At 44.5% G+C, this 14,771-nt stretch carries 18 protein-coding genes; 11 read left to right on the plus strand and 7 right to left on the minus strand.

The window, feature by feature from the left end:
- Positions 1 to 415: 415 nt before the first annotated feature.
- From LEPTO7376_RS03095 to LEPTO7376_RS03125, 7 genes are all read right to left on the minus strand, one after another.
- On the minus strand, positions 416 to 928 hold the full coding sequence (locus LEPTO7376_RS03095; RefSeq protein ID WP_015132807.1) for a hypothetical protein: 513 nt from the start codon (positions 926 to 928) through the stop codon (positions 416 to 418).
- A gap of 57 nt (positions 929 to 985) precedes the next feature.
- A complete protein-coding gene (locus LEPTO7376_RS03100; protein ID WP_015132808.1) occupies positions 986 to 1,183 on the minus strand; it encodes a hypothetical protein in 198 nt (65 codons plus the stop codon).
- Positions 1,184 to 1,209: 26 nt separating this feature from the next.
- Positions 1,210 to 1,779: a hypothetical protein gene (locus tag LEPTO7376_RS03105; RefSeq protein WP_015132809.1), complete on the minus strand. Its 570-nt coding sequence runs from the start codon at positions 1,777 to 1,779 to the stop codon at positions 1,210 to 1,212.
- A 2-nt stretch (positions 1,780 to 1,781) separates the two neighbouring features.
- Positions 1,782 to 2,240, minus strand: coding sequence for an ATP-binding protein (locus LEPTO7376_RS03110; protein ID WP_015132810.1), 459 nt, complete (start codon positions 2,238 to 2,240; stop codon positions 1,782 to 1,784).
- 182 nt (positions 2,241 to 2,422) lie between these two features.
- A complete protein-coding gene (locus LEPTO7376_RS03115; RefSeq protein ID WP_015132811.1) occupies positions 2,423 to 2,776 on the minus strand; it encodes an STAS domain-containing protein in 354 nt (117 codons plus the stop codon).
- 259 nt (positions 2,777 to 3,035) lie between these two features.
- Positions 3,036 to 4,268 carry an FAD-dependent oxidoreductase gene (locus tag LEPTO7376_RS03120; protein WP_015132812.1) on the minus strand — a complete coding sequence of 411 codons (1,233 nt, stop codon included), beginning with the start codon at positions 4,266 to 4,268 and terminating at the stop codon, positions 3,036 to 3,038.
- An 89-nt stretch (positions 4,269 to 4,357) separates the two neighbouring features.
- Positions 4,358 to 5,077 carry a DUF4344 domain-containing metallopeptidase gene (locus LEPTO7376_RS03125; RefSeq protein WP_216700278.1) on the minus strand — a complete coding sequence of 240 codons (720 nt, stop codon included), beginning with the start codon at positions 5,075 to 5,077 and terminating at the stop codon, positions 4,358 to 4,360.
- A gap of 434 nt (positions 5,078 to 5,511) precedes the next feature.
- Between LEPTO7376_RS03125 and LEPTO7376_RS03130 the strand changes: the two genes are divergently transcribed.
- The 11 genes from LEPTO7376_RS03130 to LEPTO7376_RS03175 all read left to right on the plus strand — a co-directional run bounded on the left by LEPTO7376_RS03130 (position 5,512) and on the right by LEPTO7376_RS03175 (position 14,756).
- On the plus strand, positions 5,512 to 6,099 hold the full coding sequence (locus LEPTO7376_RS03130) for a DUF4255 domain-containing protein (RefSeq protein WP_015132814.1): 588 nt from the start codon (positions 5,512 to 5,514) through the stop codon (positions 6,097 to 6,099).
- Positions 6,100 to 6,714 (plus strand): collagen binding domain-containing protein, encoded by a 615-nt coding sequence (locus LEPTO7376_RS03135; RefSeq protein ID WP_015132815.1) that lies wholly within the window; start codon positions 6,100 to 6,102, stop codon positions 6,712 to 6,714.
- 84 nt (positions 6,715 to 6,798) lie between these two features.
- The gene (locus tag LEPTO7376_RS03140) at positions 6,799 to 8,202 is read left to right on the plus strand and encodes a phage tail sheath subtilisin-like domain-containing protein (protein ID WP_015132816.1); all 1,404 of its coding nucleotides are present in this window, start codon (positions 6,799 to 6,801) and stop codon (positions 8,200 to 8,202) included.
- Between the two features lie 119 nt (positions 8,203 to 8,321).
- Entirely contained in the window at positions 8,322 to 9,416 is a 1,095-nt protein-coding gene (locus LEPTO7376_RS03145) for a phage tail sheath subtilisin-like domain-containing protein (protein ID WP_015132817.1), read from the plus strand.
- A gap of 47 nt (positions 9,417 to 9,463) precedes the next feature.
- Positions 9,464 to 9,910 carry a phage tail protein gene (locus LEPTO7376_RS03150; RefSeq protein WP_015132818.1) on the plus strand — a complete coding sequence of 149 codons (447 nt, stop codon included), beginning with the start codon at positions 9,464 to 9,466 and terminating at the stop codon, positions 9,908 to 9,910.
- 268 nt (positions 9,911 to 10,178) lie between these two features.
- Positions 10,179 to 10,541 (plus strand): hypothetical protein, encoded by a 363-nt coding sequence (locus LEPTO7376_RS03155; RefSeq protein WP_015132819.1) that lies wholly within the window; start codon positions 10,179 to 10,181, stop codon positions 10,539 to 10,541.
- A 20-nt stretch (positions 10,542 to 10,561) separates the two neighbouring features.
- Positions 10,562 to 10,696, plus strand: coding sequence for a DUF6760 family protein (locus LEPTO7376_RS28235; RefSeq protein WP_264308965.1), 135 nt, complete (start codon positions 10,562 to 10,564; stop codon positions 10,694 to 10,696).
- A gap of 26 nt (positions 10,697 to 10,722) precedes the next feature.
- Positions 10,723 to 11,250 (plus strand): phage tail protein, encoded by a 528-nt coding sequence (locus tag LEPTO7376_RS03160; RefSeq protein ID WP_015132820.1) that lies wholly within the window; start codon positions 10,723 to 10,725, stop codon positions 11,248 to 11,250.
- A 9-nt stretch (positions 11,251 to 11,259) separates the two neighbouring features.
- A complete protein-coding gene (locus LEPTO7376_RS03165) occupies positions 11,260 to 12,939 on the plus strand; it encodes a hypothetical protein (RefSeq protein ID WP_015132821.1) in 1,680 nt (559 codons plus the stop codon).
- Positions 12,930 to 13,652, plus strand: a complete 723-nt coding sequence (locus LEPTO7376_RS03170; RefSeq protein ID WP_015132822.1) for a LysM peptidoglycan-binding domain-containing protein — start codon at positions 12,930 to 12,932, stop codon at positions 13,650 to 13,652. The genes LEPTO7376_RS03165 and LEPTO7376_RS03170 overlap by 10 nt, the downstream gene beginning before the upstream one ends.
- On the plus strand, positions 13,653 to 14,756 hold the full coding sequence (locus tag LEPTO7376_RS03175; protein ID WP_015132823.1) for a phage late control D family protein: 1,104 nt from the start codon (positions 13,653 to 13,655) through the stop codon (positions 14,754 to 14,756).
- Positions 14,757 to 14,771 lie beyond the last annotated feature (15 nt).

Genomic DNA, 14,771 nt, shown 5'->3' on the forward strand with positions numbered 1-14,771 from the left:
ACCCTCTTTGCCAAAGGTTACGAGTCCAACTTGAGAGCGGCGGGAAGTAAGGGTGGGACGGATGGCGAAAAAAGAGGAACTTCCTTTGCCTAATCTCTAAGTCGGAAAATTTTGGTGATTACACATTAAGTCTTAGGCGAGAGGTAATCTGTTTTGTTCGGAAACAATCAAGGAACCTCTTTTGCCTAATCAGATCATAGCGAAAAATCTAATGGTCGCAGTCTAGGCTGTCCCACTAACAGCTGTTGTGGTGATTGTAGATATGGCTTAAGTCAAAATTGGGAGGCGAGAGGTAATACCATCGAACCCGCTTTTACACGGGAAAAAGGAACCTCTTTTGCCTAGCCAGATCATAGCAACGAATTCTGCGAGTGAATTAGGCTGTTTTTTACGATCATTTTTAATGCGTTTAAATTTAGCAGCGTACTTGTTCTACAGGGATGAGCTCTAGTTGTTTTGTCTCTTGGTTAGCACGCCAGATTTGCTGAGAATCAAATGGGTCTGAGAGTTCAACTATTGCCAGGGTCTCTGCCTCTTCTTGTTGATGAATTCGACATGGAGGAGTTAGCCATGTATGGTTTTCAGGCAGAGTAACGGAGTCTAGAATCTGTATTTTGCCGTCGCTTATATGTTCAGCAGTTCGAATGTCTGTTGTGGGTGGGCTTAATATTTGTTCAAAACTGAGTATCTTTTGTCCGTGATAGTCATAGATGGTCAGGCTATAGGGTTGAGGGGCGGAAAGATCACCGATCAGCGCGCCCTCTCTCATTTCTAATCCTTCTGGGAATCCGTCGTGACCATCCGCAGTGATGTAATACACTTCCCCTTCCAGGGTTTCGAGGGGATTGGCGAGGGTTATGGCAGGGGTAAATAACAAAGATGTGATCGCCAACGCCATAATTCGAGGAAAGTTATTGTGAAACGACATGATGGGGCTCCTTAAGTTAGGAATTGAGCAAAGATAATCTTGGATTTGCACAATAGTTTAGCCGTCGTATCCAAAGTCGATGTTGTAGCAATGGACAGTATTAGTATTGGCATCAATGGGTTCCAGTTTCTGTGTTTCATGATTAGCTCGCCATACACCCTGAAATTCTGTAAACCACTCGGTATCGAAGTTTGACTCTTTATAGGGTGGGGCGATCACCACCCCTATTATCCGAAACCAGTTGCTCAATAACATGGAAAATATCCTGTTACTGCAATAACTTAGCCATCATATTGATAGCCAATGTTGTAACAACGAATATTATCAGGAGAGAGTGCTTCTAATTGTTTGGTTGTGCGATTAGCGCGCCATATACCTTGAAAATCAGTGACCCATTCTGTCTCAAAAGTAATGTTTGCTGTTGGACTCGCAATCCCAATAATCTCCTCATCTGGTTGCTCATTAATCTGACACTCAAATAATGTCTCACCATTTTGAGGTACTGCTGCTGAGTCTAAAATTTCTCGGAACTGTTCATTGGTAGCAACACCTTCTTGATTGATTTTGCGTTGAAGTAAAATCTGCTCAAAGCTCACCACCGTTTGTCCGCTGTAATCATATAAAGAGATGACATAGGGTCGCTCAATATTGACATCACCTAAAACAAATCCACCTTGATCGACGAGTCCTTCTGGTAAGCCATATTCATTGACCCCTGTTACGGAAGAAGAAGCTGTTGTATAAACCCAGCCCTCCATCATTTCGAGGGGATTTGCGATAGCGGCTAATGGACTCGCCAACACAGGGGCGATCGCCAAAGCCAGAATTTTAAAAGATGTGTTCGATAACATAATCAATTCTCCTCAGAATCATGGTCAGTGAGATGTAGGGTGAGAATATTTTTGCTGTCCTGGCGCATATATTCCTGTTGATCAGAATATGAGTGGACGAGCTGTAGTCCGATGCCACCAATTTGCACCTCTTCCAACCCAGAGATAGGCGCTTTTTCAGGCACGATAGTTTGGTCAAACGCGACGCCGTCATCTTCAATACGGATTGTTAGTCCTGTATCCCTTGCCATTAGCTGGATATCAATTAGATGTTCGCCGCCATTAGGATAAGCATTTTCAAAAATATTCATTACCACTTCCTCTAGAAGTAGCTGCAAACGGAATGTTCCTCGGGTAGAGAGACCGATTGTAACTGCACATTCCTCAAGCCAAGGATTTAATCGTTCTAACTCACTCAGTTGATTGGGCAAGCACAGCTCGAAAATGATGGCTTGGGGGGATTCGATGGGTGAAGCATTCATACCAATGTTGGAGTAATGGCCAATCGTGATTCTCTAGTGCGACACTATTCACCGAATAGTGTCTATATTTTAAATATGGAAATTTCTACAGTAGCGAACTGCGAAGAACAGGATAACGACAGGCAATTTCGGCGATCGCCTCATCGAAGAATCACTGTTTCAAAAAGCAACTCAAGGTCTCACTAAGCGTTAATCGGATCTAGGGCCGCCATAGCAAGATATAAGTCGTCATAACTGGGAATCAAGCTATTCAAACCAGCCACTGTTAATGCTTCTTTCACTAGTGGTTGAGGTTTTAGCAGTACCATTTTTGCATCGTGATTTGCGACGCCCCGTGCTGCTGACAGTAGGATTCTCATGCCGAGGGATGCAATAAAACTAACCTCTCTCAGATCGACAATTGTTGGAATGCCAGTGCTGCTGATTTTTAGCGCAAATTCTTCACCAATTTGATTGACACCTTGGATATCCATCTTGCCAGAGAGTTTAACAAGGCGGACACCATTATCGAGCGTTGAAATATCAAGGTCTATCATTAGATATTGTCCAAAAATTGTTGTGGAAAGAAATAAAAGTCGCGATTATATTTCGCGTTATTCTCATATTAATAAATAGAAGACTGAAAAGAGAAGATAGAAATTACTTCGTTATAAAATTTCAATTGTCACGAAAAATCTAAATTTATTCTTAAATATACTGAGGGATTTGATGCTATAGACGTGAGGCGATCACCAACATTGTTCTCTTAAAATCTTATATCGCTAAATTTAGAATATTGGAGAGTAAGAGCTGCCACTAGATTGATGTAGTTGACAATAGCTCATGCACTGCATCCCGAGCAGCTCGTGCAGCATTATGGACAGCGCCCCAGTCGTCTTCTTTTGTATATGCTTCGCCCGCAAAAAAGACTTTGTTTTGTATTGACTCAGCTAAAATAGACGATATTTTTTCGGGCGCGAAATCAGATAAATATGCCATATTAATAAATGCTTCATTCACCCAGTTTTGTTCAATGTGATTGATATAAGCTTTTGAGGGAATACCATCATAAATCTCATCAAGTTCAGCGAGAATGAAATCTTTTAACTTTTCACCTGATTTTGAAATGTAAGCCTGAGCTTGTTTCCCTACAGCAAAAAGTCCAAGGATATTTTTTTCTGTATTTTGTCCATAGGCCGCATCATAATAAAGTCTTTGCCCTTCAAGAGTTTCGCTATCTGGAAAGCTTAAAAATGTTGGATAAAACTTTTCTCCAAACTCGAAAAATACTTTGATTCCGATCCATATCTGCGCAGACGCTATCACATTCTGTTTGTTGCTAGGGAGTTCTGGTATAAACGTGATTTTTTTATCTTTGAGGACTAGAAGAGGTGCTGTGAAAATCACTTTGTCAGCAGTATACTTATTACCCGTACTATCTTTGAGGATTACTTTTGGGTCTTGATAATTGATCGAGATAATTTCAGTGTCAAAAACTATCTGATCGATAATGCCAGGAACAATATATTGCTCATAAAAATCTAGCCAGCTCGAATCAATGAATTTTTTGTCTCTATCTCGGCCTAAGTTCTCGACAAATAATCTGCCATCTTCATAAAATTCGACCTTATCTTGGGAATTATAAGGTTGAGTCTTGATATTGATTTTGACGCTGTCGTCATTAACGATTTTGGAAAACTCTGACTCGGTTGCATGCAACCATTCTGCACCTAAAGGAAGAGGGAAATCAGCAAAAGTTGCATCTCGTTTCATTCGTCCACCATGGGATGAAGACGCCTCGATAATCTGGAAATCTATGCCTTGTTGAGACAATAAATGTCCCGCTGCCATCCCTGCTGCTCCAGCGCCAATAATGATGACTTTGCCTTTGAAGTTACTCACATCTAATGTTTTAGTTGAGGGACTAAATATGTCACAGCTTGCCGTGGTTAATGCAGTAGAAGAAGCAATACCCAAAAAGCTGCAAAACTTGATGAATTGTCGTCTTGGTATGGTTTGAAGTCTTCTTTTTTCAGGAGATATTGCCATTGGCCATCGTCTGATGTGATTGTTTTTAGGTTTGTGAGCAAGTAACAGGGCGATCGCCTATATCTTTCTGAGTAGAAACGTTGTTAATGTTATTTCGTAAAATCCGCTAAAAGTGTTTCCCAACCTTCTATCGCTTGCTCATATTCTTCTGAACAACCCTCTGCCCGTTCTTCTGGTAAAAAGTCATCTCCGATAAAATCGGCATAGCGATCTGTATCGCTGCCATAGACCAGACAGGCGATATTATAGACTCGCTGAATGCTTAGGCTATGCTCACCCCAAAAAGGCAACTCCTCAAATTCCTCATCTTCTTCCGCATCGATATCGAACTGTTCAATACCGGCAATAACGGCATCTTCCTCTCCTGTTTGCAGCAATAGAATAGTGGCGAAAGAATCAACAACATCCTCTTCTTTGACGATGATGGGCAGCTCATATTGATCGACTATCGCATGACCAAACTCATGCAAAAAAGTGAAATAGCCAGCCAAAATTACTTCGTCACTATATTCACCCTGGTATTCCTCAATAAAAATATCTGCATACTTTTGGATTAGTTCATAACACATCTGGATTGTGACAGTTTCAGGATCATAAAATGCATTCTCTTCGCCACATTCTAGAAAAACAACATCAATATCTTGTGGGAAATTGTATGTATCATTCAGTTTTAGAATTAGGTCGTTATAGAAAGACGTTGTGAGTAAAATGTCGTGAATCTCATTGAAACTTTCATCCTCAGGAGTCTCATAATAAAGGATTAAATCACCCTTGTCTGTGCTCTCTACTGAATGAGAAAAGCTGTTCATCGGCTGCAACATTGTGCACCCCCATAACGCGGTACAAGAGCTCAGTACACTCAAACAAACTTTATAAAAACCTTTCATTTCTTATTGTTTTAACCCACTTGAAATATTCACCTTATCCCGATGTATAAGCAAAAGAATAAGGTGATCGCTATCTTGTCGAAAAATATCTTTACTGAGAAAGGCTTGAATATTGCTCAATTAGTCTTTTTGTTAAGTAATTGTTCTGTGTTGTTATAAAGCGAATATCTCTGTAGAAAAAAGAGACCTAAGTTAATAGTGGCCTGAGGGATAGATGCAGTAGACTGACTGCGTAAAGGTAGTTGCTTTCGTTATTCTTTCTACATAAAAAAGGCAACGAAATAACTATTCGCAGCGTATTTAATCGTTTCGGCTCACTCTGCAACATCAACTGTCAGCATTATTAATAGAACGCAATGCTTGAAGATTTGGATGCAACTTTGGAGGCTCTGATTAAGCGGGAATTTCCGGCGGATGTTCCTTCGTCTTCAACGACAGTTCATATTAGTTTCGAGACGCCTTTTCAGGGTTCTATTCCCCAAAAGCCAGCTCTGAATTTTTTTCTCTATGACGTGCGGGAAAATTTGGAATTGCGGAACGCTGTCGGTGGTTGGGAGCGGCAGGATAATGGCAGGGCAGTAAAGCAACGTCCTCCAGCTCGGGTTGATTGCTCTTATCTTGTGACGGCTTGGCCACAGAATGATGATGATATTAAAACGGAACACCAATTGCTGGGTGAATTGACGCGGGTTTTATTGCGATATCGTCGCATTCCAGAAGTATTTTGGCAGGATAGTTTGCAGGATCAGCCTGTGCAGATTCGTATGGTGAGTTTGCGTCCGAGTAATCTCAATAGTTTTGGGGAATTTTGGCAGGCTATGGGTGGTCGTGATGGCACAAGACCCAAGGTTGTTTTGCATTGCACAGTAACTATTGCAGTCGATCTTGGACTCGATGCACCTGAAGCTCCATTAGTGGGTATGGTCACTGGGGGGCAAGCCTAAATGTTGCAGCTCTCTCTCAAAAATGTGCAGGTGGCGATCGCCGGAAAAGTTTTACTGGCAGAGACGGGTGAGCCTTTAGCCAAGGCCATGGTCGAAATGATTGAAATGCCCGCGAAGTTTCAGCGAATTTTGCAATTAAAAGCAATGCAAGCTGGTGATGAATGGGCGATCGCCACGGAGAGAATTGATCGCAAATTGACGCGTAATGATGGCAGTTTTTTCTTTACGGATTTGCCACTAGGAAATTATGTAGTTCGAGCTTCTGTTGTTAATGGTGGTAGTCGATATCAAGCTGTGACTCGTGAATTTCAGGTCAAACAGCAGCAGAGCTCGACAGATTTAGAGACAGCAGTTGGCAATTTAGAGATTTTACCGACGGGTATTAAAGGTCAAGTTTTAGCGAATGGACAGGCGATCGCCTACGCCAAGATTCGACAGGTTGATGACAATACAGAAACCCTGAGCGATGCAGATGGAAATTACCGCTTTGTGGGTTTAGAAGCTGCGACACAACCAACAGTTTTTCAGATTTCGAGTGCTGATTTTCCACCGCAACGGCGATCGGCAATGCTGCAACAGGGGGTGATGACGACCGTCGATTTTTCACTGGACTAGATCTCCATATTCTCCCCTTGCCAAAAGGGATGGCGATCGCCAAATATTCCTACTTTTCAAATTCTTTCTGAAGGAGTGATATCCATGCCGAGTTATCTTTCACCGGGCGTTTATGTCGAGGAAGTGCCGTCTGGTTCTGCCCCGATTGCTGGGGTTGGAACGAGTATTGCCGCCTTTATTGGCACCATTAATCCCAGTGCCTACCAAAGTGATGCCACCACCACCCAAACCGTTGGGTCTAGCGCTGCTCCAGTCGCCATTGGCACGGGCGAAGGCGGCAATAAAAAAAGCTATATCTTTGCGGATTTATATCCTATTTCTGGTAGTAACTATGGCTTTTTCGCCGATGGTGAAGCCGCTGCCGTTGAAAGCGTCACCAATAACGATGCTGATAAAACTGTCACAGTGAAATTTGATGCGTCGGTAGCCTCTGGAGCTGCAATCACAGGTTTTTACGATACCGAAGTCAGCGCGGCCAGCACCTCAACCTACGCAGCAGAAAGCGAAATAAAACTCTGTACTAATTTCACCGAATTTAAGAAATATTTTGGGGATTTTATGGATCCCACTGGCGACACTGCGGGACAAAATACCCTTGCCCATTCGGTGTATGGCTTCTTCCGTAATGGTGGTACTCGCTGCTATATCGTGTGGATTTCTGGTCAGGATAAAATCGCTGGTGTCCTCGAAGATTTTGAGGCAATCGATGAAATTACGCTGGTGCTCGCTCCCGGCAGCCTTGAGCTCCGCGATGATATTTCTAGCCACTGCTCTAAGATGGGCGATCGCTTTGCCATTCTTGACAGTCAGGAAGAGCAAGATCTAAGCAGCACTTCTCTGGTTGCCGATCTAAAGCCTTTCAATTCAGACTATGCGGCGTTATATTTCCCCTGGATTGAGGTGTATGACCCCAACTCTGATAGCAATATTTTTGTCCCTCCCAGTGGGGCGATCGCCGGAGTATATGCGCGGGTAGATAGTCAACGCGGTGTCCACAAAGCCCCTGCCAATGAAAGTATTTTAGGTGCGCTTAGTTTGAAGTATGCCATCAGCAAAGCCAAGCAAGATGGCCTAAATCCCGACGGCATTAATTGCATTCGTCAGCTCAATGGCAACATTCGTATTTGGGGCGCGCGAACCCTCGGCGGTAATGCTAACGGCGAGTTTAAATACATCAATATCCGCCGGCACTTTAATTACCTCAAAGAATCCATCGACGAAGGAACGCAATGGACAGTCTTTGAGCCTAATACCTCGGAACTTTGGGCAAAGATTCGCCGTAATGTATCTGCCTTCCTAATGATCGAATGGAGTAATGGCGCATTATTTGGCAGCACACCAGAGCAAGCTTTTTATGTGAAGTGTGATGCTGAAACTAATCCGCCAGAGATTCGCGATGCGGGGCAGGTGGTCACAGAGATCGGTTTAGCTGTTGTGAAACCTGCTGAATTTGTCATCTTCCGCATTAGCCAGTGGTCGGGCAATTAACTTTGGGAAGGGTTAGGGATTGGTTCTCTGCTAATGGGTGCAACCTACTGAAACCCTTTCCGCCTTCGGCATCTTTCCCAAGGAAGGAACATCGCTAAATCAATAACTTTTCACCATCTATGCAAGGTTTTGACTTCAAAATTCCGGGAGTAACGCTCGATTTTTCCGCCCCTGTACCGACGGAAGAATTACTATCGGGCATTCCCACATTTCTTGGCGTTCCGATGGCAAAAGATGGTTCTTGGGATGTCAAACGCTTAACCCTCTGGACACAATTTGAACAGGTTTTTGAGGCGACATCCGATAGTTTTCTTGAAGATACAATCCGTGGTTTCTTCGAGAATGGTGGCGAAATTTGCTATGTCGTACCGCTTCGAGATAAAGGATTTCAAGCGTTACGAGATGGTCTAGAACAAACAGAACTGATCGAAAATTTTGATTTGATCTGTGTGCCTGACGTGGTGCTCCATCCCCAAGCCGTTCAACTGCAACAAATGGTGGTAGATCATTGCGAACAAATGGGCGATCGCCTCGCGATTTTGGATGCCTTACCAGATATCGATCAACAGCGGGATTTCCTGAAAGGTCGCAGTGCCGCCATTTATGCCCCTTGGCTAAAGACAGAATTCAGCGATCGCCCGGTTCCACCCTGTGGTCATATTGCTGGAGTATTTACCCGCAATGATCGCACTGTCGGCGTTCATGGCACGCCCGCCAATATTGCCCTCGAAGGCGTTCTTGATCTCACAACCCTATTTACTTCTGCCCAACAAGCTGACTTTATTGCGGGCGATCGCCCAGCAGTAAATTACATTCGAGCCTTTACCGGACGAGGAATGCGAATTTGGGGCGGACGTACCATTAGCACCGACCCAGAGTGGTGTTATGTTGGCGTGCGGCGATTGTTTATCCAGTTCAAACGGTGGTGTGATTTCAACTTGGCGGACATCGCCTTTGAGGAAAACAATTTTAAGTTGTGGCTGAGGATCCAGCGGGAAATTGCCTACTACTGCGAAACCCTCTGGAGCCAAGGCGCATTACAAGGAGCCACTCCCGAGCAAGCTTACTTTGTTCGTTGTGATGGCAGTACCAATCCCCGCGAAGTGATCGATCAAGGCAAAGTGATTACCGAAGTGGGACTTGCTCCAACCGTTCCTAACGAATTTATCCATCTCACCCTTGTCCACGGCGAAAACGGAGTGGCCGTTAACTAATTTATTTCCTTATCAGTTTTTGAATTTTATCTACGGAGAGTAAACCAATGCCTACGATTAGCAATGACCATGATCCATATTCTGTGTATAACTTTTGGGTTGAGTGGGACAATATCGTCCATGCTGGCTTCCAAGAATGCAGTGGCCTATCTCTCACTCGAAACGCAGGGACTTACCGCGAAGGAACTGATACCAGTCTCGGGCAGCGTCAAATTCCCGGTTTGAATACAAAGGGGAATATCACCCTTAAACGCGGTATGACCAGCAACGACGAAATGTTCAAATGGCATAGTGCAATTTTTGGTGGCGTCACAGAACGGCGCAATCTTTCGATTGTATTGACTGATGATGTGGGTAGCGAAGTCGTTCGTTGGAACCTCAGCAACTGTTGGCCAACCACTTGGACTGGCCCTGATCTCAATGCAACAGCAGAAGATTTTGCGATTGAATCTCTTGAGTTGGTTTATGAGGGAATTGCCTTTGAGAAAACCTAAATATTTACTCAGAATGGGTTCTCGTCATTAGCAGAACCTACCGGAATCTCTTCCGCCCTTCGGGCACCTTCCCCAAGGAAGATAGTCTTCAAGATTTGAATCAGCTTCTGAAATGCCATCTTTATAAAGGCTTACAGAGGGCAAAGAAAATTCTTGTTTCAGTCAGCTGTCATAAGTACTGTAACGGAATATCCTAAATGACCTTTGCTTTAGCTGAAATTCGTTAAAAGGTAAGAAAATCAGCGGAATTCTAACGCTCTAAACGGCTATGCAGCAGACTGAATTTGCCTTTGTACTTCCCCAAGGCTATGTCGACCCAGAAGGGAATATCCACCGCGAAGGGGTAATGCGTTTAGCGACAGCCTATGACGAAATTACGCCGATGCGGGATCCACGGGTACAGCGAAATCCAGGCTATCTAGTGATTATTTTGCTCTCACGGGTGATTACGCAGTTGGGGTCTCTGGAGCAGGTCAACACCAAAATGATCGAAGGATTATTTTCGGGAGATCTACTTTATCTCCAAGATTTTTATCAGCGGATTAATCAGAATGGTCATAGTCGTCTGCGGGTGGCTTGTCCCCATTGTGAAGGGGAATTTGAGGTGGAGACAGTCCCAGTGGGGGAGTAACGCGCTACCCGCTTGATCGTTTGCAAGAAGAGGTCGCTTATTTGGCCTATCACTTCCATTGGGACTATGAGCAAATTATGTCCCTAGAGCATCAGGAACGGCGGGATTGGGTAGCGCAAGTGGCTCAGATCAATCAACGGATTAATGAACAGTAACCAGTAACTACTAAGGGGCGATCGCCATGGGTCTTGGTTCGGGAATAGCATTAAAAGCGGCTTTGAAAGCAGCTCTAGCGGGCGGCTCGGTGGCGAGTTTTCTCGGGCATGATCCCCATCTCACTCACAACTTTTTTGTGGAAGTGGGCGGTGTTGTGGTTGGTGGGTTTAGTGAGGTGAGTGGTCTTAGTAGCACTATTAGTACGGAAAGTTATGACGAAGGCGGTGTAAATGACTTTACTCATAAGTTTCCGACGCGGACGAATGCGGCTGATTTGGTTCTCAGCCGTGGTTTGGTTAATGTTGATTTTTTCTGGTGGTGGTTTGAGGCGACGAGCCGTGGGGTTGTAGCTCCAATGAACGGCACAATTTTGATGCTCAATGCTGAGCGATTACCTTGGCCGCCAATGTGGTGGATGTTTAAGCAGGCATACCCTGTGGGATGGGAAGGGCCTAGTTTAAATGCCAGCTCTCAAGCAGATATTGCGGTCGAGAGAATTACGCTGACGCACCAAGGTTTGACGAAATTTACAGGCATTAAGGGAGCACTCTAGGAGGGAATAATGACAGAGTGGCAGCAGGGTTTAGATAAACGATTGGTGCAACGGCTTCAACAACCGCTTAATCGAAAAAATATGGGTCAGGTGCTTGTTGATCGGACGGATAAGTTTTTGACGCGTTTTTCTCTGGTGGAGCAGCAGTTTCAGCGATGGGGAAAATTTCAGGAAAGTAATCCTAGTGCTGTGCCTGTGGTTTATGCGAAACCTACTGAGGATCCTCTCGGCTTCGCCACTCCCCTTAGTAAAGCGGACAATGGAAGGCATGAAGGTATGGCAAGTGAGACGATCGCCTTATCCTCTCCTTCAGGTTTATCTTCCGGGTCTCAATCTGATTTAGTGATTCAACGTCGTTTTGATCCAACGGCTAGTGCAGAAAACACTGGCTTAGTGGAAAAAAATAATGAGGCGATCGTCCTAACATCTTTAGTGGATCAACCTGTTTCAGATGGTCAAATCGATCTCATCATTCAACAGCCTAGTGATCCCCCCGGCTTCGCTACCCCCCTTGATCAAGGGGGCAAAGTGGAGTCTCAATCATCGTATTCAGTTGATTTACCTTTAGTAGAAAATCCAATCAATCTGATTGCCGCAGATAACTTGCAAGTGACGAAGGGAGATGTTTTGTCTGGAACCGAAAGTGAGAGTTCTCCCTCGCCTCAAGAACCAATAAGTAATCTAATTGCTATTTCTGAAGCTCCCAAGCCGATTGCTGAAAATACGAGCGAGGTTGTAGTTCTAGAATCTGAACTTTTGGCAAATACTACGCATCTAGATTTGCCTCTAATTCAAAATAATTTAGAGAATTCCGTTGACGCCTCTAGCCCATCATCTGATGCCCCCGAAAAAATATCTTATGTAGCTTCTCTCCCTGTTTCTGAGCAATCTGTTCCGATGGCAACAGTTGCCCTTGAGCAAGGAGAAAAACAAACTGATGATCTTGAATTAACCCTTAAGACAACTCCAACATCAGAACAAAATCAGGTTTCAGAAGGCTATAGCGATCGCCCGGCCTCCTCAGAAAAATTAGTTAGCGCTGCAATCCAGCAAACGATTAATCAACAAGCTCAAAGTTTAGACTTGCCCTTGGTTTTTGCTTTACCGAATGTGTCGAGTACAGAAATTTTCAACTCAGAAACTCTACAAAATAACGCTCAGCCAGAACCGTTACCCATCGTCAAAGCGCGTTTAGAGCAATTACTGAAATCACGGCGATCGCCTTCCAAATTGCCCACTGTTCAACCCCAAGCCTTGTCGCGACAGATCCAAATATCAACCGAAACACCTTTAGTACAGCCGTTGCAACAAGAGATCTCTGTGCCGACTCCGGTCACATCTCAAACCATGCCATCGGTGCAACCCCAAAGATCTATCCCTGCAACTCAAGCAGACAGCAGTAGGCTGCCACTCACCCAAGCTCAAACCATCCAAACCCAAGGGCGATCGCCAACCTCTCCAAGCACTAATAATCCAATCGCATCAACGAATCCAACCCAAACTCAAGTCGTGACACCCGATATTATTGCTGCCCAAAATCCTGTGACGGAAACCTTTCAAGCAGCTATGGAACAGGCTGCTCAAAATCAACCAGTCGATATTCAGGCGATCGCCGCGCAGGTTGAGAAAAAATTACGCCGAAAAATGGTCATCGAACGTGAACGACGAGGGCAAGGTCGATGGCGCTAGAAAAACTCACAATCAAAGCTGAAAAAAGCACATCTGGCAGTTTCACCAATATCATTCCGGTGATGTTCAACCCCCAGAGCATTTCGATGAGTGCGAGCGGTTGGCAGGTGGATCGCAAAGGAAATCTTGTGCCGAGCACGCCCACTCCAGATATTCTTACCCTTGATTTGTTTTACGACACCACCCTCTATGCCAACCAATGGCCTAAAAATTTCGTCAGTAATCTCATCTCATTTTCTGCCAGCAGCATCCCCCCGGAGAATGTTCAGAAATTTACGAGCCAAATTACAGATTTAACGAATCCCAGCATTGGTACCGATTCCAAACGTCCCCCTCTTTGCAAAATCTACTGGGGCAAATTTAGTGATAGTGGCTTAGTTTTTTCTAGTTGCTTTCTGAAAACTGCCGAGAAAACATTAACCCATTTTTGGGCAGATGGCACCCCTGTCCGCGCCACATTAAAATGCACCTTTCAAGCTTGGACTGATCCTGAAAGTGATAAAAAAGTCCAAAACCCCATCGATGACCCAGTGCGCATCGTTAAACGTGGTGAAACCCTTAGTAGCATTGCCCAAGAGGAATATGGTGATCCAAATCTATGGCGCATTATTGCCAACGAAAATCGCTTATTAAACCCCCGTAAACTCAAGCCTGGTTTAGTGTTGACCATTCCGCCGTTGTCGCCGAGTGACTATTTGGGAGGTGGGAATTAGATGCCAAGTAAACCCACTGCCATTGAATCTCTCAGTCCAAGGTTTAAGCTGCTGCTCAATGATCAAGCGTTATCTTCTGATGAGCAAAAATCCCTTGAGTCCGATGTGCTGTCCATCAATGTTTCTGAGGATATCGATGCGATCAGTATGTTCGATGTGACGCTGGAGTCGTGGAATGAAAGTAAGCAGGAATTAACTTGGATTGAGAGCAAATTTTTTGAGCTGGGTAATGAAGTCGAGATTCAAATGGGCTTCGAAACAAAGCTCAAAACAGTTTTTATTGGGCAAATTACTGGTTTAGAACCGGAGTTTAATTCTACTGATAACCCTAAGCTCGTGGTGCGGGGCCATGATCGACGGCATTTACTTCTACGCGGTAAAAAGACAAAATCTTTCGCCAAAATGTCCGACGCGGCGATCGCCAAAAAGATTGCGGAGACCCATGGTTTAACCCCCAAGGTGGTAGAAACAAAACCGAAAATCACCCTTGAATCGGTGTTGCAACATAATCAAACCGATTTTGAATTTTTGCAAGATCGGGCACGTCGGATTGGCTATGAACTGATGGTGGAAGGAAAAGAATTACATTTTCGCCCCCATGCTAATGACGAGAAAGCTGTGCTGAAACTCAGCGCCAAAAAGGATTTGCTCGATTTTTCGCCACGCCTGAGCACCATGACTCAACTGCCCCAAGTGGAAGTGCGCGGTTGGTCGATGATGGAAAAAAAAGCAGTGATGGGAGTCGCCAACGCCAGCAAAGAACCCAGCAAAATGGGTGGTAAAGCATTAGGGGTTGACCAAACGAAAAAAGCATTCGGGAAGTCTGTCGAAAAAGGTAGCCACACCGTTGTGACTAGCCCTGTCTCCACCAAAGCTGAAGCCGATTTACTCGCCATTGGACAGCTCAAAGATATGGCGATCGCCTATATCACCGCTGAAGGAACGATCCAAGGATTAGGAGATTTGCGGGCAGGTAAGACAATCGAAATTACTGATGCAGGCACTAAATTTAGTGGGCTGTATTACTTGACCTCTGTACAACACAGCTTTTCTGAAGACAACGGCTACGCAACCAAATTCACCGCGAGGCGCAACTCGACCTAAATCTTATTCTTCATG

The organism is [Leptolyngbya] sp. PCC 7376, from assembly GCF_000316605.1.
Lineage (GTDB): Bacteria > Cyanobacteriota > Cyanobacteriia > Cyanobacteriales > MRBY01 > MRBY01.